The sequence below is a fragment of the Alteromonas sp. ABH2_165 genome (assembly GCF_056159945.1).
This window is the reverse complement of record NZ_JBSWWF010000004.1, coordinates 233,212-254,551: the sequence shown is the minus strand read 5'-3', so window position 1 is coordinate 254,551 and position 21,340 is coordinate 233,212. Positions and strand designations below refer to the sequence as shown.

At 48.1% G+C, this 21,340-nt stretch carries 15 protein-coding genes; 9 read left to right on the top strand and 6 right to left on the bottom strand.

Going from position 1 to position 21,340, the window contains the following annotated elements; all coding sequences use genetic code 11:
* Positions 1 to 92: 92 nt before the first annotated feature.
* Positions 93 to 2,657, bottom strand: a complete 2,565-nt coding sequence (locus tag ACXAFQ_RS10070; RefSeq protein WP_474821014.1) for a TonB-dependent receptor plug domain-containing protein — start codon at positions 2,655 to 2,657, stop codon at positions 93 to 95.
* 351 nt (positions 2,658 to 3,008) lie between these two features.
* Between ACXAFQ_RS10070 and ACXAFQ_RS10065 the strand changes: the two genes are divergently transcribed.
* The 5 genes from ACXAFQ_RS10065 (at position 3,009) to ACXAFQ_RS10045 (ending at position 8,469) form a co-directional block, all read left to right on the top strand.
* Positions 3,009 to 3,551 carry an NUDIX domain-containing protein gene (locus ACXAFQ_RS10065; RefSeq protein WP_474821010.1) on the top strand — a complete coding sequence of 181 codons (543 nt, stop codon included), beginning with the start codon at positions 3,009 to 3,011 and terminating at the stop codon, positions 3,549 to 3,551.
* 95 nt (positions 3,552 to 3,646) lie between these two features.
* Positions 3,647 to 4,327, top strand: coding sequence for an SDR family oxidoreductase (locus ACXAFQ_RS10060; protein ID WP_474821438.1), 681 nt, complete (start codon positions 3,647 to 3,649; stop codon positions 4,325 to 4,327).
* Positions 4,328 to 4,503: 176 nt separating this feature from the next.
* A complete protein-coding gene (gene aceK / locus ACXAFQ_RS10055) occupies positions 4,504 to 6,222 on the top strand; it encodes a bifunctional isocitrate dehydrogenase kinase/phosphatase (protein WP_474821006.1) in 1,719 nt (572 codons plus the stop codon).
* 169 nt (positions 6,223 to 6,391) lie between these two features.
* The gene (locus tag ACXAFQ_RS10050; RefSeq protein WP_070124894.1) at positions 6,392 to 7,072 is read left to right on the top strand and encodes a response regulator transcription factor; all 681 of its coding nucleotides are present in this window, start codon (positions 6,392 to 6,394) and stop codon (positions 7,070 to 7,072) included.
* Positions 7,069 to 8,469: a sensor histidine kinase gene (locus ACXAFQ_RS10045; protein WP_474821000.1), complete on the top strand. Its 1,401-nt coding sequence runs from the start codon at positions 7,069 to 7,071 to the stop codon at positions 8,467 to 8,469. Before ACXAFQ_RS10050 ends, ACXAFQ_RS10045 begins: the two co-directional genes overlap by 4 nt.
* A 14-nt stretch (positions 8,470 to 8,483) precedes the next feature.
* On the opposite strand, the gene ACXAFQ_RS10040 is transcribed toward ACXAFQ_RS10045, so the two are convergent.
* On the bottom strand, positions 8,484 to 9,974 hold the full coding sequence (locus ACXAFQ_RS10040; RefSeq protein WP_474820996.1) for a DUF3360 family protein: 1,491 nt from the start codon (positions 9,972 to 9,974) through the stop codon (positions 8,484 to 8,486).
* Positions 9,975 to 10,478: 504 nt separating this feature from the next.
* Here ACXAFQ_RS10040 and ACXAFQ_RS10035 point away from each other — a divergent pair.
* Positions 10,479 to 12,929, top strand: a complete 2,451-nt coding sequence (locus ACXAFQ_RS10035) for a membrane-bound PQQ-dependent dehydrogenase, glucose/quinate/shikimate family (RefSeq protein ID WP_474820992.1) — start codon at positions 10,479 to 10,481, stop codon at positions 12,927 to 12,929.
* A 45-nt stretch (positions 12,930 to 12,974) separates the two neighbouring features.
* On the opposite strand, the gene ACXAFQ_RS10030 is transcribed toward ACXAFQ_RS10035, so the two are convergent.
* Positions 12,975 to 13,394, bottom strand: coding sequence for a DUF4174 domain-containing protein (locus ACXAFQ_RS10030; protein WP_474820990.1), 420 nt, complete (start codon positions 13,392 to 13,394; stop codon positions 12,975 to 12,977).
* 360 nt (positions 13,395 to 13,754) lie between these two features.
* Between ACXAFQ_RS10030 and ACXAFQ_RS10025 the strand changes: the two genes are divergently transcribed.
* Entirely contained in the window at positions 13,755 to 15,098 is a 1,344-nt protein-coding gene (locus ACXAFQ_RS10025; protein WP_474820986.1) for a dihydroorotase, read from the top strand.
* Positions 15,099 to 15,122: 24 nt separating this feature from the next.
* Positions 15,123 to 17,297, top strand: a complete 2,175-nt coding sequence (locus tag ACXAFQ_RS10020) for a M3 family metallopeptidase (protein WP_474820982.1) — start codon at positions 15,123 to 15,125, stop codon at positions 17,295 to 17,297.
* Positions 17,298 to 17,397: 100 nt separating this feature from the next.
* Here ACXAFQ_RS10020 and folE2 read toward each other — a convergent pair whose 3' ends face one another.
* Together folE2 and hisI are read right to left on the bottom strand one after the other, a co-directional pair.
* Positions 17,398 to 18,294, bottom strand: coding sequence for a GTP cyclohydrolase FolE2 (folE2, locus tag ACXAFQ_RS10015; RefSeq protein WP_474820978.1), 897 nt, complete (start codon positions 18,292 to 18,294; stop codon positions 17,398 to 17,400).
* Between the two features lie 56 nt (positions 18,295 to 18,350).
* Complete coding sequence (gene hisI / locus ACXAFQ_RS10010; RefSeq protein WP_474820974.1) at positions 18,351 to 18,770, bottom strand: phosphoribosyl-AMP cyclohydrolase; 420 nt, start codon at positions 18,768 to 18,770, stop codon at positions 18,351 to 18,353.
* Positions 18,771 to 19,071: 301 nt separating this feature from the next.
* On the opposite strand from hisI, the gene ACXAFQ_RS10005 reads away from it, so the two are divergent.
* Positions 19,072 to 19,539, top strand: coding sequence for a hypothetical protein (locus ACXAFQ_RS10005; protein WP_474820972.1), 468 nt, complete (start codon positions 19,072 to 19,074; stop codon positions 19,537 to 19,539).
* An 88-nt stretch (positions 19,540 to 19,627) separates the two neighbouring features.
* Here ACXAFQ_RS10005 and ACXAFQ_RS10000 read toward each other — a convergent pair whose 3' ends face one another.
* A complete protein-coding gene (locus tag ACXAFQ_RS10000; RefSeq protein WP_474820969.1) occupies positions 19,628 to 21,325 on the bottom strand; it encodes a protein adenylyltransferase SelO in 1,698 nt (565 codons plus the stop codon).
* Between the last annotated feature and the right edge of the window lie 15 nt (positions 21,326 to 21,340).

The following is a 21,340-nucleotide window of genomic DNA, read 5'->3' as shown; positions in this document are numbered from 1 at the left end:
ATTAATAATCATCGTTAGTCAGCTATAACGCAAGGCAAAAAAAGCCGGCGGACACTTCACTGAACCGCTGGCTTTTTTTGTAAGTTTAACGCTTAGAAGCGATAAGCCACTTTACCGTAAACATAACGACCGGTGAAACCGTAAGGCGAGAAGCCAGAATACGGGAACAGGTTAGTAAATGTAGACGGCGACTCAACCAGGTAGCGACTTGCTTCCGGGTACACATCAAACAGGTTGTTAGCACCTACCGATACCGACAAGCCTTCCGTTAGTGCCACATTTACGTCTAGATCCGTGATCCACTCAGCAGGAATAATTTCATTGGTTGCCGCAGTAGAAGCTGGATCTTCCACCTCACCGTAACGGGTAGTGCGCAGGGTGGTGGTATAGCGATCGTAGTTCCAGGTCACACCCAGATTAAATTTATTATCCGGTGAGCTAGACTCGAAGCGACGCAGTTCAACACCCGAGAACAGGTTGTCCTGGTCAAACCCAGCATTCTGCAGCACTTCTGGTGCATCAATCACATCGGTAACTTCGTTGTCGTTGAAGTTCGCGCCCAGATTGAAGTTGAATGCGCCCCACTCTGCCGTTTGCAGCGTGTAAGTAGACACGATATCGACACCCTGCGTGCGTGAGTCAATGGCATTCAGGAAGAAACGCCCCTGTGTGGCACCGGTACCCGCCAGCAGCGCAGTAATGGCTTCACCAGACAAGTTGTTCGATAACACGATGCGATCATCAATATCGATGCGATAGAAATCTACAGTCAGGTTAAAATCAGCCGTTGGCGAATAGGTAAAACCTGCACTGTAGTTCGTCGATTCCTCGGCATCCAGACCCGGGCTACCTAATGCCTGCGCTACTTCACTGGAAGGCGCGAAGGTACCGGTTTCGGTAGGTACATCGTCAATGAATACTGTAGAGATAGAAGTAAAGTACTGCTGTTGCAGGGAAGGTGCACGGAAACCCGTAGAAACCGATGCGCGCAACGCAAACTCATCAGTGATAGTCACTCGGTTAGACAGTTTCCAGTTAAAGGTGCTACCGAAGTCAGAGTAGTCTTCGTAACGACCAGCTACCGCAACATTCCAGTTTTCCAGCACGTCAGCTTCTAAATCCACATAGAAACTGTAGTTATGACGGCTGTTTTCGCCAGCAGATGCAGGGGTGAAGCCAGGGAATACCTGAGAACCGGCCGCAGCCAGGGTATCGCCTTCACCGGCAATTTCAAGACCGCCTGCCGCGTATGGACCTTGCAAGTAGGACGCTTCTTCACCGGCAGAGATCTCATAGCTCTCGTGACGATATTCTGCGCCCATGGCGAAGTTCATTTCACTGTAGAACACACCGGTTTCTACCAGACGAGAGGCATCCGCATTCACTACGGTGGTGTTATATTCCAGAGTACCGGCGTCGAAGCTAGTCTGGCTGGTTGGGCCCACAGAGGTGTTCAGCGTATTTACCACGCCGTATTCCAGTTTGTTACCTCCATGGGTAACAGACAGGTCGTAATTCCACACATTGCCGTAGCCTTTTATACCAGCAAGTAATGACGTATCAGTGATATCAGTGGTAATTTGCGGCAGGAAACCATCAGGATAAATAGTCACAATGTTACGGCCATCCTGAGCCCGACGATAAAAACCACCGCTGATTGAATCACGGGTACTGGCACCGGCTGTTGCGTAGAACTCAACCTCATCGGTCAGCGCTTTACCTGCATTCACGAACAGCGCGTAGTCTTCTACTTCACCGTTACCATAAACGTGATTGTAACGGTTAGCTGTCAACTCGCGTGGGTCGAGGTTGCCATCAGCATCGCGGGCGTAGTTTTCGCGAGGGTCGAAATCGGCACGATTAGCCTGACCACGATCGCGATATTCGGCAGACACATTGATGAAGCCATCATCGCCCCATTCAAAGCCCATGTTGCCGCGCAAGGTGGCAGTTTGTCCGTCGGTCAGGCTGCGGTCTGAACCAGTATCAAAACCTAAGTTACCTTCGTCATTAATGTACACACCGTTTAAATCTGGCACGCCGTCCATGGTGGTCACGTTTGCACCGTAGGTGGCAGAAAACTCACCGCCTTCGGAAGCGTCTTTCAACACGATGTTGATAACACCGGCAATGGCGTCAGAGCCATACTGGGCTGCCGCACCATCACGCAGTACTTCAATACGCTTAATGGCATTGGCTGGAATGGCATTTAAGTCTACTGCCGATGAGCCACGGCCCACTGAACCGTTCAGGTTAAGCAGTGCGCTGGTATGACGACGCTTACCGTTTACCAGTACCAGCGTGTGATCCGGTGCCAGACCACGCAGCTGCGCAGGACGCACGTGGTCAGTACCGTCGGTAATGGAAGGCTGCGGAAAGTTAAAGCTAGGCAGTAACTGGTTCAGAATCATGTTAGTTTCTGTCAAACCCGTCGCTTCGATAGAAGACGCATCGATGATATCAATGGGTACAGGTGAGTCATTAACGGTGCGGCCCACACGGCGCGAACCAACAACCTGAATTTTTTCCAGATCGGCATCAGCGACGGTGTCAGTTTGCGCCTGCACCTGTGTTGAAAAAGAAAGCGGCAAGCCGATAATGGCTGCAGAGAGAAGAGAGTATCTGAATTTAGAGGAAATGCATCTTTCCTGTTGCATAGTGTGTTCCCGAATTTATATGTGAATTCAACCCATTGCATGCTCTGCAATGATGGCGTCGTTGCGCCTACTGTTTTTTCTGGCGTCAGGGTGAGACTTAGGCATCTAGTAATGATGACTTTTTATTATTTGAAAAGGACAACGTGTGGTTAAAGCGGACTGAGTTTTTAGGCAACTAGCCAGCTACGTTGCGCACCGGAGTTAATCACAACTGCCGACGCAACTCCAAGACTAAACGAACAAGATCCGTTAACCGTCTTCTTTTCGTAGACGAACTGTCATTTTTCTTTCATAAAATAACGGTCCGGTTTACGACCGGAATATGAAAAAGGATTAAAAGGAGTCTGTTGAATGTCTTCAGAAATAAAGACACTGTCGAGTAAAGTGGTGTACGAGAATAAATGGATGCGAGTGCGGGAAGATGCCATCGAACGTCCTAGCGGCCAGCAAGGCATTTACAGCGTGATGGAAAAACCCGATTTCACTGTAGTCATTCCGATCCAGGATGATTATGTGTACATGGTGGAGCAATACCGATATCCGGTAGAGAAGCGACAATTAGAATTCCCCCAGGGCACCTGGGAAGAGAATGGCCAGGCCGATCCGGCAGAACTCGCCGCTGGCGAACTGCAGGAAGAAACGGGCTTGCTGGCAAAAAGTTGGACCCATGTGGGTTATCAGTATTTAGCCTACGGTTTTTGTAACCAGGGTTATCACATCTGGATTGCCACAGATTTCACCATGACCGAGCAGAACCTCGACCCGGAAGAAGAAGGGCTCACCTGCCATAAAATTCGCCTTAGTGAACTTGATGAGAAAATCAAAAACGGCGAAATTCTCGATGCGACCACCTGCAATGCATTAGGCCTAGCCCGGATGAAAGGACTTATTTAGGTTCATCCAGGGATGAATCGCCATCGCGCCAAGGCTGATCTTAACCGGTACTGTTATAAGTAGAAACCTTCATAATGAGCAACCGCTTTAAGGAGATGACTATGAGTAAAGTTGTACTGATCACCGGCGCGTCCAGCGGCATTGGCGAAGCTACGGCCAAAAAACTGGTACAAGAAGGTCATAAGCTTATCATTACCGCGAGAAGTAAAGATAAACTCGACACCATTGCCAGCGCGCTGGGGGAAGAAAACGTACTGGCAATGGCTGCCGATGCCACCCAGTTTAACGAGCTGGCATCCGTTGTAGAAGCTGGCGTGAATCATTTTGGTCGTCTGGATGCGGTGTTTGCCAATGCGGGCAAAGGTGTGAACACGGCAGGTACTGAAGCGGGTGATCCTGATGAATGGGATACCCTAATCGACCTAAATGTCAAAGCTCTGCTATGGACGGCTAAACTCACCCTGCCCCATCTGAAGAAAACCACCGGACATTTTCTGCTGACCAGCTCAGCCGCTGGCAAAATCCCGATTAAGGGCTCCGTTTACGGTGCCAGTAAATGGTTCGCTTACGGATTCGGAATGAATCTGGCTGAAGAGATGAAAGAGTGGCAAGGTCGCTGTACCACTATTTGTCCTGGCATGGTCAATACGCCCTTTTTCGACGAACCCAAAGACGATAAACTGCAGCCAGAAGACGTGGCGGATGCGGTGGCCTATGCTATTGGCACTAACGCTCGTAATAGCGTGCGTGAAATCTATCTGATGCCGGCTAACTAGATCTGCCTAGCCGAACACTCCAGGGCTGACACGGCAGCAAGGTCTCGCCTTGCTGCTATTTTATGGCCAACCATTACCCATTCTTATCCTGGTGATAGTCAGCATTCACCAGAGTGTTGTGACCGGTAAAATCGCTGTGCTAGTGTTAGCCTGTGAAACCAGATTGAGCACCGGCAATGACAGACACGCGCCTGGCGAACAAAATCGCCTTTCAAATTCTCACCCACTTCGATAAAAGTTATCGCTGGTTTACCCGCATCACCCGGGGAGCCAAAGAGCGCTTCGAAAACGGCGAATGGCAAGCAACACAAATTGCTTCCCGCGAGCGCCTCAACATCTACGAGAAAAGCGTGTCTGATGCGGTTGCCGATATTTATCATCAGGTTGAGGTGCATCAGCGGGATCGCAGCTTCTGGCAACAAATGAAAGAAACCTATACCCGTCACCTGGAAACTCACCCACAGTTTGAGCTGGCAGAAACCTTCTACAATTCCATTATCGGTCGTCTGTTTCGTCACCAGTCATTCGAAAATGATGTGATGTTTGTGCTGCCAAGCCGCTGCTATCTGCCAGGACGTGATCGGGCACAGGTGATCAACAGTTTAGATACCACCACCACGGTAGCTGAAATGTATGAGTCGATTTACAAGTTATACCGCTTTAATCTGGCTTTTGAAGATCGTCAGCGCGACATGGACAGCCTTGAAAATGCCCTGCGTAAGCGTTTGAACAAAGCGCAACTCGCCAGTGTGGAATTAGTCGAAATCTTAAAACCCGTATTCTATCGCGGCAAATCGGCCTATCTGATCGGGCGCATTTGTATGCCCGGTGAAACCCTGCCTTTTGTGATTTCCATGCACACCAACAATAGCCAGGAAATTTATGTGGATGCCCTGCTTACCGACCGGCAGGATCTTAGCGTGATTTTTGGCTTTGCCCGCAGTTATTTCATGGTGGATACCCAGTACCCGGCTGAAGTGGCGGCGTTTCTGCAGGAACTTATGCCCAACAAAAAGCATTTTGAACTGTATATGTCGCTAGGCCATCACAAGCACGGTAAAACAGTATTTTTCCGCAACTATCTTCAGCACCTCGATAACACCGACGATATTTTTGAACGGGCGCCGGGCACTCGCGGCCTGGTCATGATGGTATTTCATCTGCCCACCTACGGCGTGGTGTTTAAAATTATTAAAGACGAGTTTGCTGAGAGTAAGAAAATCACCCGCGAGCACGTAAAAGAGTGTTACAAGCTGGTGAAAAACTCGGACCGCGTAGGCCGTATGGCAGATACCCACGAATACGTGAACTTCCGCTTCCCGCTTAATCGCATGGCGCCTGAACTGATCGACGAACTGAAATCGACCTGTGCCTCTAGCTTGGAATTTACTGACGATGAATTAATCATCAAGCACCTCTACATCGAGCGCAAAATGACGCCGCTGAACCTGTTTCTGTTACAGGAAACCGATGAAGATAAACTGCACAATGCGATAAACGAACTCGGTTTATGCATAAAACAAATTGCCCTTGCCAATATTTTCCCCGGCGACATGCTGCATAAGAACTTCGGCATTACCAAAGGCGGTCGGGTAATATTCTATGATTACGATGAGATCTGCCTGATGAAAGATCGTAATTTCCGCGAACTGCCCAAATCCGATGATCCCTACGCACTGGACACCTTATCAGTTGCTCCCAACGATGTATTCCCAGAACAGTTCGAACACTTTATTGTGGGTAAAAAGAAATTCAAAGATATTCTCAAGTCGCTCCATGGTGATTTAATGACGCCTGAATATTGGCGAGAGGTGCAGCGCATTACTGCCCGTGGCGATGTTCAAAACTTTACCCCGTATAACCCAGCCATGCGTTTTCAACTTCGGGAAACCTGAACAACAAACTTCAGCTATAGTGTTGATAAACCGATTTTTCGGTAGCATTGCAATATTAAAAGAATGTCACATTTGACGTTTTAGTCGTGAAATCGCTTATTATTGTGATCAATGTCACGTCGTTTTGGCGTAAGAAGTCCTGTTAACATTAACTAGCAGAGCCGGATGTATGAAAGCGTTAATCATTGAAGACGATCCCACTGTTGCAGAACATATTCGCAGCGGATTGGAATCAGCCGGACACGAATGCTTTCATCAGAGCGACGGTAAAAATGGATTAAACCGGGCCCTTGATGAACATTTTGATCTGGTGATTCTGGACATCATGTTACCGGAAATGGATGGATTTACGGTGTTGGAAGAAATCAGAGCCGTACACCCCGCATTACCGGTATTATTATTGAGTGCTAAAAGTCAGGTAGACGATAAGGTTCGCGGGCTGCGTTCCGGTGCCAACGACTATCTCACCAAACCTTTTGCCATTGAAGAATTGCTTGCCCGCGCTGAGGGTCTTGCAGGTCGCCCTGGTGCTGCCAGCAAGGAAACAGAGCTTTCGGTAGGCGATTTAACATTAGATCTGCTTCGCCGCAAAGTGACCCGGGGTGAAACAGAAATCGACTTGCAGGCGAAAGAGTTCCAACTGCTAGAATGTTTATTGCGAAACCGCGGCAAAGTGGTTACCCGCAGTATGCTGTTGGAGCGGGTTTGGAATTATCACTTCGACCCACAGACTAATCTTATTGATGTGCATATTAGCCGTCTTCGCCAAAAGGTAGATAAGACCTTCAACATACCGCTTATTGAAACGGTACGTGGCACGGGGTATCGCATTTCTGAGGGCCTCAGTTGATTGCAATTGGTGCGTTTACCCGCAGCTCAAGCTTCCGGGTAGGCGCGCTCTTTACCGCTTTATCTTCCGCCGGGATCTTGTTTATCTTCTACTTCTGGTCGTTGGCCGACGACGACAAGCTGCTGGCTGAAGCCCACTCTGCCATTGCAGCGGAAAAATTCCTTTTCTCCGAGTTATTTCGCAGTGGTGATATTGAGCAAACGATATCCAGTGTGAACCGGCGAGTGAGTTTGCCGAATAACGACACACTCGTAGCATTGTACGACAGCAATCAGAAAATTCTTGCCGGCAATCTACAACGCTTACCAGACTACGACGCAACAAACGTTCCCGTTATTCTCTCGTTACCCATCACCGAATACCTAAGCAAGGCCGTAGCGAATGACAGCTACCTCGCCACCAGCGATTACTTCTTAATAGATGACATTCCTTTAGGGGAATACCGCATCATGGTGGCGCGAAGCGTGGAAGCACTCTATAGCACGCAGAAAATTGGTCGCGCCCTTGGCTGGCTGTTTATTGTTATGTTGGTAATGATTGCGGCATTGAGTTTTGGGGTCGCCATCTATGTGGTAAATCGCATTAACCGCATGTCGCGTACCGCCAGTGACATTATGGACACGGGAAATTTGGCTGCGCGTATGGAGATAGACAGTAACTGGGATGACTTAAGCCGACTGGCAATCGTGTTTAACAAAACCCTGGATAAAATCGAAAATTCAGTGAAAAACATCAAGCAGGTTTCAGATAACATTGCTCACGATCTGCGCACACCGCTGACCCGCCTTCGTGGTAAGCTTGAGCGCATGCCTGACAGCGAACTTCGCGACGATGCCATGGCTGAAACCGACAACTTACTGGGTATATTTAACAGTCTACTGCGCATTGCTGACGTGGAAAGTGAGCGACAGCGCGCCGGATTTGAGCGCGTTGCCCTGCATACTGTGGTGAATGACGTTATCGATTTGTACGAACCGCTGTTAGAAGATCAGCAAGTCAGATTAACCACAAATATCGATGCCGTTGAGATTGAAGGCGATCCGCACTTGCTGTTTCAGGCGCTCAGTAACTTGGTCGACAACAGTCTTAAGCATGCTAAAAGCAGTGGGCGCATTGAGGTGCTGCTGAAGCAATACGGGAACCGAAACATCATTGCCATATTCGACAGCGGCAGAGGCCTGCCCACGGCTGAATTTGAAAACCTGGACCGACGGTTTTATCGAGCCGAGCAAAGTCGCACCACCCCTGGTAACGGATTGGGCTTGTCGATGGTGAGTGCGGTGACATCTTTGCACTACGGTAAGCTGTGGTTTGTAGATAACCCACTGTGTGAGACAAGCGGGTTTGGAGTGGTAATGAGTCTGCCAGTGCGATCAAGCAAGAGCCTGTCGCACTAGCCATCTAAGTTATCTTACATCAATGCCGGAATGCCCGGCAGTAAGCCTACCAGCGCCATCACTGTTGTTAGGATCACAAACATGACGCCTGGAATGATCCAGCGACTCATATGAGACAATTCGGCACTCCGTTCCTTACTCCCAATCAGGCCCAGATTATCTAACAGCATGGTGAGAGACCAGCCAAATGCCGGATTCACCAATGAGCTGGCAAATACTACTATTGCCGCAGACTGGGTGGTTTTCCCTTCACGGGTCATTTCCATACCGGCTTCCAGCAATGGAACAAATACGCCCACAATCAACGCGACACAGAGTACCGGTTCCCAAATTGCTAAATCCATGGGATAGCCCATCACCGCCGCCAACACACAAAATAGCGCCGTTAAGATTGCCCCTGCTGGAATGGGACGCTTGGCAATGGCCGCAGGCACCATGTAGGTCCCCCAGGAAGAAGTAAAATTCGCACCGCCCATTAAAGAGCCGGCAACCTGACGGGTAGCCGCAGATACCATAGTATCGTCGATATTCATGTGCACCCGCTCGGTTCTGGCCGGATAACTGATCTTCTGAAACACCTGGTGCCCGAGGAAATCCGGAGACCACATGGCTACAGCTAACACTGCGAAAGGCAGTACCACAACAAAGTTTTCTACCGTGGGTAACCCTAGCATCCAGCCAGTGTCATCGCCCCACCAGTACATGGGATTGAAGTTGGGTAAACCAGGACCCGTGGAAAATTCAAACGGCGCCCCGAGTAAAAATGCGACCCCGCCCCCAATGAGACAGCTAAGCGGCACTGCCAGCCAACGCTTTTTCCAGTGTTCAAGCAGCGCGTATAAAACGATGGTGGAGATAATGACGATGAACGCAATATGCGCCATTCCAATGCCTTCCGCCCAGGCGATGAGCTTTTTCACCTGTGATGTTGTGCCAATGAACCCCAGGTATAGCAACAAACCACCGCACACACCGCGACTGGTAAGGCTGGCAAGCAAACTTCCCCCTTTGAACACAGCGAGCAGTAAGCCAAAGATACCAATCAACAAACCAAATGCCATGGGATGACCACCAGCCGCCACCACGATAGGAATAAGCGGAATAAGCGGTCCGTGCGTACCTGCCAGGTTGGCGGTGGGCAGGAAGAAGCCAGAAAACAGCAAAATAAACACCGATACGATAATTAACTCGTAGCGCACGTTTTCAAGAATGAATCCATCGCCTAACCCCAGCTGACTGGCGAACGTTGCTGCGATTGCCCCCACCATGACGACTTTACCGATAGTAGCCGCGAGCGCGGGAATGGTGTCTTCCCATTCAAAACGATAATCTTTAAACGGTAAATTTGGACGCCAGCGCTTTGGCGCCATGATTTGCAACTCGTGCTCTAAATAGTCATCGCGACTGCTAAACGATGAAGACCGCTTGTGTAAGTCGGCGTATTGCCCTGATTTATTCGGCTCAGCGTCAGAGGACGGCAGATCAAACTCAGTACGTGTTCCCATACTTTCTCCGGTTGACTAGAAAAGAAAGCCCATCCTATGTGAAGAAAACACGCAAAAATGTTAATTTATTTAGCCTAAATTAACACAAAGAAAACAACCATGTATTAATTATCAATATTCCCTTTATCTAATGGGTGCTGAAATACCGTTATCCTGCATAAAAATAGTGAATTCACTGCCCCACTTGCTATTAACATTTTAGCAACATAAGTACCTACGCTATTAGTCGTATATTCATGATCAACCGCAATGAAATTCCTCAAAATTCTCTTGCTAAGTTATTTGTCGGCAATCGGCAACACCTTATCGCAATCGTGTCAGAAGCTTGAACTATTCACCTTGTTTGCCGTATCGACCCATATGGTTAGTTTCGCCATAGCGCATGAAACCAACCCTCTTCCGGGCAGTTCAGCAGTATGCCCATACGCGATGTCAAACGCATACGCGAATCTCTGACTTCCTGTTCGGAAGCCTGGTCTGTAACTTACACAGAAGGATGGTAATGTGACTTCATCCAGTCAGAAAAAAACCAGCAAATTCACACTATTCGTGGCGTTATTGCTGCTTATCTGTGGTCTTCCCCTGCTTATTGGTGGTGGTTGGCTTGCTGCCGTTGGTGGCAGTTTTTATTATCTTCTTGCCGGTATTGGCATGCTTGTTTCCGCTTTCCTGCTGGCGAAAAACCAGCGCGCGGGGGTATGGGTTTATGGCTTAGTGGTGCTGGGAACCGTGCTTTGGGCGGCCTGGGAATCAGGGCTGGATTATTGGCGCTGGGTGCCCCGACTCGATGTTGTCATGGTGCTTGCACTGTTTGTAGCGCTAACGATGCCACGCCTTCGCCAACCATTTAGCAAGAAAACCGCTTACGGCTATGCGGGAGCCTCTGTGGTGGTATTCGCAGTAGCCTTCGCGCTGGCGTTTGTGCCTTATGGATTTAATCAGTACGACGATGTTCCTGTCACCGCAAAAACCTCTTATAAAACGTTTACCGGCAGTAGTGATATTTCCGACGCCCCTGCCGACGGTGACTGGCCGTCTTATGGACGCGATAACGCGGCCACCCGTTATTCTCCACTGACACAAATTAACCTTAAAAACGTGGATCAACTCGAACGCGCCTGGGAGTTTCGTACCGGTGAAATGGATGTGAAGAGTTGGGGTGCAGAAACCACGCCTATTAAAGTGGATGACCGACTTTATCTTTGTTCAGGTTTGAACAACATGTTTGCGCTGGATAGCCGCACCGGCGAAAAAATCTGGCAATACAATGCGGGACTCGATCAGATAGACATTCCATACACAGCCGCATGTCGTGGTGTGGCGTACTATGAAACGCCCGCATCGGCAATGGCCGACGGTCAGACAACCTGCAAGGCGCGAATTATTGAAGGCACGCTGGATGGACGCATTATTGAGGTGGATGCTGAAACCGGCAAACCCTGCGAAGACTTTGGCAATAACGGTCAGGTCAATATTAAAGAGCACATGGGCGAAACCCCGAACGGCTATGTGGCCATTACAGGTGTACCTAATGTGGTACAAGGCGTGATTGTAACCGGTCATCAGGTAATCGATGGTCAGGCACGCTACGAACCTTCAGGTGTCATTAAGGGTTTTGATGCAGTAACCGGCGAATTGAAGTGGGCTTGGGACATGGTGCGCCCTGATATCGACACTGTTCCACCGGAAGGCGAAACCTACACCCGTGGTACACCGAACATGTGGACCACAGGTACCGGTGACAACGAGCTTGGTTTAATTTACCTGCCTATGGGTAATTCCACTGCAGATTATTACAGCTCCATGCGCCGCAAAGAAGAACATGAATATTCCAGCTCACTGGTGGCCATTGACGTTAATACCGGTAAACCAGTTTGGCATTTCCAAACCGTACATGCAGATGTGTGGGACTACGATTTAGGTTCACAGGTGACGTTGCTGGACTTCCCCACCGAAAATGGCACTGTGCCGGCACTCATGCTGCCATCAAAACAAGGCGACTTGTATGTGCTTGATCGCCGCACCGGTAAACCACTCACCGAAGTCACTGAAAAACCGGTGCCTGTGGGTGGCGTAGAGCCTGAAGAGCGTAGCCCTACGCAACCTTTCAGTGGCTATCACGCTTTGCGCAAACCCGATCTGACACCGCAGGATATGTGGGGCGTCACCCCGTTCGATCAGCTTGCCTGCCGAATTCAGTATCAGGAAGCCGCTTATGATGGCATGTACACCGCGCCCACCGTCGACCAGCGCTGGATACAGTATCCGAGCTATAATGGCGGATCAGACTGGGGCAGTGTGGCTATCGATCCTGTACGTGGCGTTATGATTGCCAATTACAACGACATGCCCATGTACAACAAGCTGGTACATCGGGAAGAAGTGAATGAAGAAGGTTGGCTAACCCGGGCGCAAGAAAATGAAAAATTTGGCGGCCCCACTGGTGGTGCTGAAGGCGCGGGCGATCCCCAGGTAGGCACACCGTACGGCATTGATGTCAATGCGGGCTGGCGCTTACCGTTCACTGGTTTACTGTGCAAAGAACCTCCTTACGGCGGTATCCGAGCTATCGAGCTTGCCTCGGGTAAAACTCTGTGGGACAGACCGCTGGGTACCGCACGCAATAATGGTCCGTTTGGTATTGCATCCCACCTGCCAATCAACATTGGCACACCGAATAACGGTGGCTCTGTAGTGACTGCCGGTAATCTTATCTTTATTGCTGCAGCCACTGACGGCCTTATCCGTGCCATTGATATCAACACTGGAGATACGGTATGGCAGGACGAACTACCTACTAGCGCCCAAGCGAATCCGATGGTGTATGAGCAGGATGGTAAGGAATACCTGGTTATCATGGCCGGTGGTCATCACTTTATGGAAACCCCGGTTGGTGACTATGTTATTGCTTATACGTTACCAGACTCAGTGACGAGTGCCGCTGGTAGTCGATAAATTCATTGCCAGAACATAAAAAACGCCAGTTCGCTGGCGTTTTTTTTATTTTTGCTTTTGCCGCATCTCATTCCTGCGCATGGGCATGCCATCGATACGCTGAAACAAGCCGTTTAGCGATAACTCATTACCTCTCGCTTTTACCCCACCGTCCTTGCCTATCAACAACACGTTTCCATCTGCATTCAGGTATCGCTCCCGGGTATTCTGGCTGAAGGAGTCGGTCAGAGTTCCAGAATAATTCGTTAGCGTTTCATTGCCATTTACAATAAACCAGAGCGTGTCGCGGTCTGAAATATCCTCTTTGGCATCATGTAGCATGGCCAAATCACTCTCACGATTTTCACTGAAAATGAGAATTATCCTGTTTTTCCATCTGAGCTCAGTGAGAGAGTCAAGTTTTTGAGGCGCTGCGTCTACAGAGAATATTGACAATAACGCGGGTAGTAAAAATCGTTTTTTCATCAGGTTTTCTCACAAGTTAATGGATTGTCAGGAATAGCGCTGTATCGCATAGCGTAGTACCAACGCAGTCCTGACTAATTTATAACGATACAGTTTTGGAAAAGCTCAATCAGGCTGCCTGAATGGCAACAACTATCATTGCCCCGGACAGAGTGATATTAAATTTACAACCTTTCACAAAGTGATAATTCAGCCGCATTTATTTTATGTTCGGCGCTTTATGGGAATGTGAGCAATACTCTGCTCATTGAGAAAAGCTCTTGCGAATAAGCATAAACAATCACCTGCAATAATGTTACATTATAACATATCAATCAATATAACCACATCGCGACGCATGCAAAGAAAGTGGAGAGAGTGTTGAGTTCTACATTAATAAAAAATGTCACTATTGTGAATGAGGGATGTAAGTATCCGTCTGATGTACTTATTAAAAATGACAGAATAGAAAAAATAGCCCACACCATTACGCCCTCTGGTCCGGAGGCTGTAATAGATGGACAAGGAGGCTATTTGCTTCCCGGTATGATTGATGATCAGGTGCACTTCCGTGAACCGGGACTAACGGAAAAAGGCACCATCGCCACCGAGTCAGCCGCGGCTGTTGCGGGCGGAATTACCAGCTTTATGGAAATGCCGAATGTGAATCCGGCAACCACCACAATTGATGCATTGGAGAAGAAATTCGCTATTGCCAGAGAAAAGTCGTTGGCAAATTATTCCTTCTATTTAGGTGCAACAGAAAACAACATTGAGCAAATCAAACAACTCGACCCCGCAAAGCACTGCGGTGTGAAAGTATTTATGGGGGCATCTACCGGTAACCTGCTTGTCGAGAACCCACAGGCTTTAGAAGCCATATTTCGTGAAGCGCCCGGGATCATTGTCACGCATTGTGAAAGTGGCTCGGTTATAGAAAGTAACCTCAAACGTCTGCAAGCTGAGCAAACAGACATTTCCATTATTCATCACCCCGTCATTCGTGATGTTGAAGCCTGTTACGCATCATCGTCTTATGCGGTGAGTCTGGCTGAGAAATATCAAAGCCATCTTCACGTATTGCACTTAACAACAGCTAAAGAGCTGTCGCTTTTTAAGCCTGGCCCGATAGAAAATAAACGTATTACCGCGGAGGCTTGTGTTCATCACTTGTGGTTCAGTGAAGAAGACTATGCCGCAAAGGGCAACCTGATAAAGTGTAACCCTTCCATAAAAGCGGCTGTCGACAGAGACGCACTCATTTCTGCCGTTAATGACGACCGAATTGATATTATTGCCACCGATCATGCGCCTCACACCCTGACCGAGAAGCAAGCACCCTTTATGAGCGCCCCTGCAGGCCTACCGTTGGTGCAGCATGCGTTACTTACCCTTCTCGACCATGTTATGGCGGAACGTATGACAATAACGAAAGTGGCGGAAAAAACCGCACATAATCCAGCTAAACGTTATGGCATCATTGACCGGGGATTTATCCGCGAAGGCTATTTCGCCGACCTAGTTCTCATTGACTCGAATGACTCTACGCCCGTCAGTCATAGTAACGCCCTGTATAAATGCGGCTGGACACCTTTTGACGGACACATCTTCAACACAAAAATAGCTGCCACATGGGTAAATGGTCAGCAAGTTTATGACGGGCAAAGCGTAAAGCCTGCAACAGCTGCACGCCTGCACTTCGATAAAACCCTATTCAATAAATAACAAACCCAAACGACAGGAAAACAAATGAAAAAAACACTAATCGCCGTTGCCATGACGGCTTCAATCCTGGGCTTACAGGCATGTTCGCCAGCCCCCTCTTCTGAGAACGGCAACCAACATGGCGTTTCAGTTGAAAGCACTCAAAAAGACAATCAGGACAACCCTTTATTCAAGGCTAGCCCGTTAATTTACGAGGCACCGGTTTTTGATAAAATCGACAACGCCCATTTTCTCCCGGCCTTTGAAGAGGGCATGAAACAGCACAGCGAAGAAATTGAAGAGATTGCAAAAAATCCGCAGCCTGCGAGTTTTGACAATACCCTTGTTGCTATGGAAAAGAGCGGGGCTCTGCTTACCCGCACCAGCCGGATATTTTTCAATTTAGCGGGCACGGATAGTTCTGCAGAGCGTCGTGAACTGCAGAAAACACTGGCGCCAAGGCTGGCTGCACATCGCGACAGTATCTCACTGAACCATCAATTGTTCAGCCGGATTGAAACTCTCTACAACCGTCGTGATGAACTTAAACTCGATGCAGAATCGCTGAGACTTCTTGAAGAAACCTACGGGAGTTTCGTGCATGCCGGTGCGAAACTCAATGAAGTGGAAAAGAATAAAATCAAAGACATAAACGAAGAACTTTCTACCCTGACAACTCAATTTTCACAGAACCTGCTGGCAGAGACGAAAGCGATTGCCGTGCTCGTTGATGATAAAAATAAGCTGGCAGGGCTTTCAGAGCGACAAGTGAAAGCTGCTGCGGATGCAGCGACGGCAGACGGCCATGAAGGCCAGTATCAAATAAAAATCACCAATACGACCCGACAGCCCATTCTGGCCTCTCTTGAAAATCGTGAATTAAGACAAAAAATTTGGGAGACCTCTGCATTTCGTGCCCAATCTGGCAGTAATGACAACAGTCAAATAATTGTCAGACTAGCAGAACTACGCGCGCAAAAAGCTAACCTCCTCGGATATAAAGATTGGGCGAGCTATAGCCTGGAACAACAGATGGCAGGGACACCTGAGGCAGTTTACGACATGCTCGGCAGCATGGTACCTGCGGTAGTTAAAAATGTTGAAGCAGAAGCGGCAGATATACAAAAGCTGATTGATGCAGAAGGCAGCGACTTTATCCTTGAACCCTGGGACTGGGCGTATTATGCAGAGAAAGTCCGGCAAGCCCGTTATGATCTGGATGAAGAACAGGTAAAGCAATATTTCGATTTTGATCGGGTGCTCGAAGACGGCGTTTTCTTCACAATGAATAAATTGTTTGGTATCCGCTTCGAGCCACGTCCGGATCTTCCGGTCTATCACCCTGATGTGAAAGCATACGAACTCTTCGATATCGACGGTAAAAGCCTGGCCATTTTTTATGCTGATTACTTTGCCCGCGACGGAAAACGGGGCGGTGCCTGGATGAGTTCATTTGTCGGACAATCGCATTTATTGAATAAAAAGCCGGTTGTAGTGAATGTTATGAATATTGAAAAGGCCCCGGACGGCGAGCCTACGCTGGTTAGCTATGATAACGTCACCACCATGTTTCATGAGATGGGCCACGGTGTTCACGGCATGCTCTCAGATGTGAAATATCCGTCCTTGTCTGGTACAAATGTTTCCAGAGATTTTGTTGAATTCCCTTCAACCTTTGAGGAAGACTGGGCAGCGTATCCGGAAGTCATTGCAAACTATGCAAAACATTATCAAACCGGCGAGCCTATCCCGAAAGACTTATTAGACAAAGTGATCAGCTCCAGAACCTTCAACATGGGCTTCGACACGCTTGAATACATGTCTGCCGCCCTGCTCGATATGGAATGGCACTCAATCACGCCGGATAATATCCCTGCAAACATCAACAAATTTGAACAAGCTGCTCTGACCAAACACGGTGTAGATATTGATTACGTGCCACCCCGTTACAAATCAGCATTCTTCTCTCACTCTATGGGCGGAGGCTATTCTGCCGGCTACTACGCCTACATGTGGAGTGAAATTCTGGCCGCCGACGCATTTGCCTACATGCAAACAAAAGGTGGTTTGAAGCTGGAAAACGGCATGCAGTACAGAAAACATATTTTGGCCACAGGAAATTCTCGCCCTCCTATGGAATCTTACAAAGCATTCCGTGGTCAGGAACCGACAACCGAAGCGTTGCTTATTCGCAGAGGGTTAAAAACGCGAATTAATTAACTAGAACTAGGTTTTTTGCGAGGTTACGCCCTTCCCTTTTCGGGAAGGGCTTTAAATCACACCGCTCTACTTGTCATTTGCCTTAGGACAAATTGAGTATTTAGTCGCTGGTAACCACGGCAACAGCGTTATGAGCATGCAAGCTTTCCTGATGCTCCACTTTGCACCAGAATTTATTCACATAATCCATCGCGCTAAGAGACATCTGTAATTTTCTTGCTGCATCTTCACAGAACATCTGATTAGCCGCATTTAAACGGGCAAACTCCTGTTCATCTATCCGCTTTACTGCCGTCTGCACCGGGGTGGCAAGCACATCTTCGAGCGCCCAGATAAGCGTATCCGGGCACGGCCATGCTTGTTCATTTAGTGTTAAATGAATATACGCAAAGGAGCGCTGACTGTGGGGTGTTGCTATTGCACCATCCGGCCCCTGTAGCCACGTCAGAAGTCGCGCTTTTTCTATCAAGGGTTCAGAGAAAACACTATCCACGGCCTCCGCTGTCAATTGCTGAGAAAGCGACGTAGAGCAAGGGCAAGTGCTGGAATACGGTATTGCTAATTGCATTTGATGCGTAAAGTCTTGCTCATTTTTCTCAGAAATGAGTGAGATGCTGTAAGCCTGAAATCCCGACCTTCCACTTAACAGAGCGGGTTTCTCTAGCGTAAGAGAAAAGTCGATACTGATTCGGGCACTTTTGCTAAGGCCCTGCTGGCTGGAAATCATATCTTCCAGCAAGCTTTCTATTGATTCTTTTGAATACTCCTTAACAGCAAAATCGTTGATGCATGAATACAAACGGGACATATGTATGCCTTTTGCTGAGCGGTCATCAAGACTGACATAGATATCAGAAGAAGCTGCAACGGTTTGCGTTGCATTAGCTAAAGCAATATTTAGCGGTATGGCAATACCGTCCATACCAACCCAGCGAATTGTTGAATGCAAAGAAGATGAAGTGTCCGAAGTAATATCGGGAATAACACGAGAAGACAAACTGAACTCCAAAAGATATATAAAATTACAAAAGATGCACGCTATAGTGGCCGGAATCAGGCAGGATCTCCGTGAATAACCACTTCGTGTTTGTTTCTGTTTACAGCTAAGTAAAAGCAATTCGGCCGGCCAGTGTGGCAGGCCGGACCTGATTGTTTAACCCGACACAAAATGCAATCTCCGTCGCAGTCGAAGGATAGCCCGACCAACGATTGGGTATGTCCGCTTGTTTCACCTTTAAGCCACAACTGCTTACGTGAACGGGACCAGTAGGTGACGTTGCCGGTTTCCAATGTGTGAATCAGGGCCTCTTTGTTCATCCAGGCAAACATGAGCACTGTATCCGTTTCACTATCCTGAGTAATAACCGGGATAAGCCCATCCTGGTTAAATGCCAGCTCGCTGATAACATCGCTAAGTGGAAACGCAGTTTGGTCAGATAATGACTCTATGCTGCGGAAATAGTCTTTAGTCATTTGAATTTATTACCGGATTTATAGTAATCGACTTAAAGTGAATGCAACTCATAACGCATCCCCTCATTGAGAAAAACTATTACGAGTTACCATAAATATCTATCTAACGTAATGTTATATTATAACAATACTGGCATAAAGAATTGTTACTTTTTACTGATACCTGCTGAAGTTTAAGTGGCAAAACGCCGGAGAGATGGAATGTTAAACTTTAATAAAGAAGACAGAAATTAGTGTACTGCCTTATTTAATGCAGAGCAGATACATCATTTCAAAGTCTAAAACCGGAGAACTATCAAACATGTTTAACCAAGAAATGGTTCATACAGCGCTACAAACCTGGTGTGATAACGTTGTAAAAGTAGGCAAAGTCCATGCTGAAGGTGGTGACGCGGCAGCGTTTTCAAACCAGGTGCTTACTGATAATTACGATTATGACAATGGGCACGTGTTGTTTAAACCCACCCTGACTTTCGGAGAGCAAACCTTCCGACCCACCAAAGAAGGTGCTTTATCTTACTTTGTAGGTGGTAACAGTGACTATCCTAATGATGGCGGGTTCAAGTTAAAGCCGTGGGTTAAGGTTTGGTATAGCAAAGAAGACTTTATTCTTCATGGCGACCTGGCCATTGTTCAATGTAATGTGCATTTTATCGGTGCTGATGACAGTCACATTTTTGTGAACAAAAGTTTCGTGTTTAAACAATGCGAAGACGGCAAAGTGCGTATTATTCTTCATCAATCATCGCTGCCCTATCAGTCTGCTTAAATAGCCCTGGCAACTGCAAGGTAGTAAGAGATTACCAAGCTGTGCGTACCCTGGTGCGCACGGCTTTTTACTAAATTTTTCTGGCATGCTATGAAGAACAGCTATAGTGGGAAACGCCACCTGCATATAAATATTCTTCAGGTCGTTTTTTACAATATTTGCTTTCCAACTCGCTGGTTTGCTCACTGTAGGGGTGAGTAAAAACGTTTTGTAATTCGTTAATCAGGGAATAGTCCCCGGCTGCTGCTTGTTCGTAGGCCGGCACAACCAACCATTCCCGCCAGGCGAACTTAGGATTAACCTGCATCATTCGCTCAGATACTGTGCTTGCATCCTCGCATCGTGTGACTTGTGCTTTCCAACTCTCGAACCATTGCTCCCATTTTACTTCCAGGGATTCGGATAACGGCTTGTAAAAGCTCTCTTTCAGCGCGCTGAATTCAACGGGTAATGATGACAGCCCACGGAAAAACAGTGTGTAGTCTACCGGTGTCTGCATCATCAGTTTCAATAGTTCAATGACAAACTCCGGAGCGACTGTATTTAACCCCAGTTTAGATGCCCACATAGCGTCCAGCTTTTCCTGCATGACAGCCTCAAAACTTTTATTGATCTCGTCAAGTTGCTCCAGCTCTTTACTGCCTGATAATAACGGGGCAAGCGACTGACAAAACATGGAAAAGTTCTTTTGCGCAGCCACAGGCTGATTAAGAAATGAAAAGTGCCTACCGCCTCCGGTCCAGGGTTGAAAAAAAGGGTCGAAAGGCTCACAGAATCCAAAGGGGCCATAGTCCAGCGTAAAGCCACCAGCTGCACAGTTGTCGCTATTAAAGTTCCCCTGACAGTAGCCAACTCTAATCCAGTTTGCGATAAGGTCAGTCAGCCGGTGTCGAAACGCTACCGCCAGATGAGTGACTTTCGCTTCGAGAGGCTGGTCTGCGGAAATATCTTCGCTGTATTCCCTAACAATAAGGTGCTCAACCAAAGCACGCAATTCTGCCAGCGCCTCAGGGTGCTGATTGCTGCGGGCACGACGGGCAAACAATTCAAGTTGCCCCACCCGAATGAACGAGGGCGCAACGCGGGTAGAAATGGCTACCGGGTTTTCAACCATCATGGTGGGGTCGGCGCTCCGGGAATTGTCTTCATACCAGGGTCTGTATACAGTGTCTGTAGCCGAGGCTATCAAACATAATGAACGAGACGTGGGAACACCCAGGGCATGCATATATTCCTGAGCAAGAAACTCACGCACGCTAGAGCGCAACACCGCCCTGCCATCGGCTCCCCGGCAATAAGGGGTTGGCCCGGCGCCTTTCAGCTGCATTTCAAACCGGGAGCTTTCACCATTAACCTCAAACACAGAAATTGCCCGGCCATCACCATAACCATTGCCGGTTTGAAACGGACACTGCTGAATATATTCGGTGCCGTAAATAGACAGCGCATAGCCGGTGGCCCATCCGGTAAAACGAATGGGTGCAGGCTGGTTGCTTAGATCGCCGGAAAATAAGCGGATAAAATCGATATCTTTTGCCAGCTCATCATCAAACCCGAGTTCTTCGAAAAGTACTTTACTGTGTGCAATACAAATCGGCTCTGCAATAGACGTCGGTTTCACGGGTACGTAATGCCCTGAAAATACCTGACGGGGATGATAGTCATCGCCAGATTCGGTGGACTGCGGATCGCGGGTGAGCGCTTCGATGAAACTGTAGTCGACAATCTCTGCCAGCCCGGTCACAGATTTTATTCCAGCTTTACGCTTCTCATTCGATGCATTCATGTCAATAACCCTTAT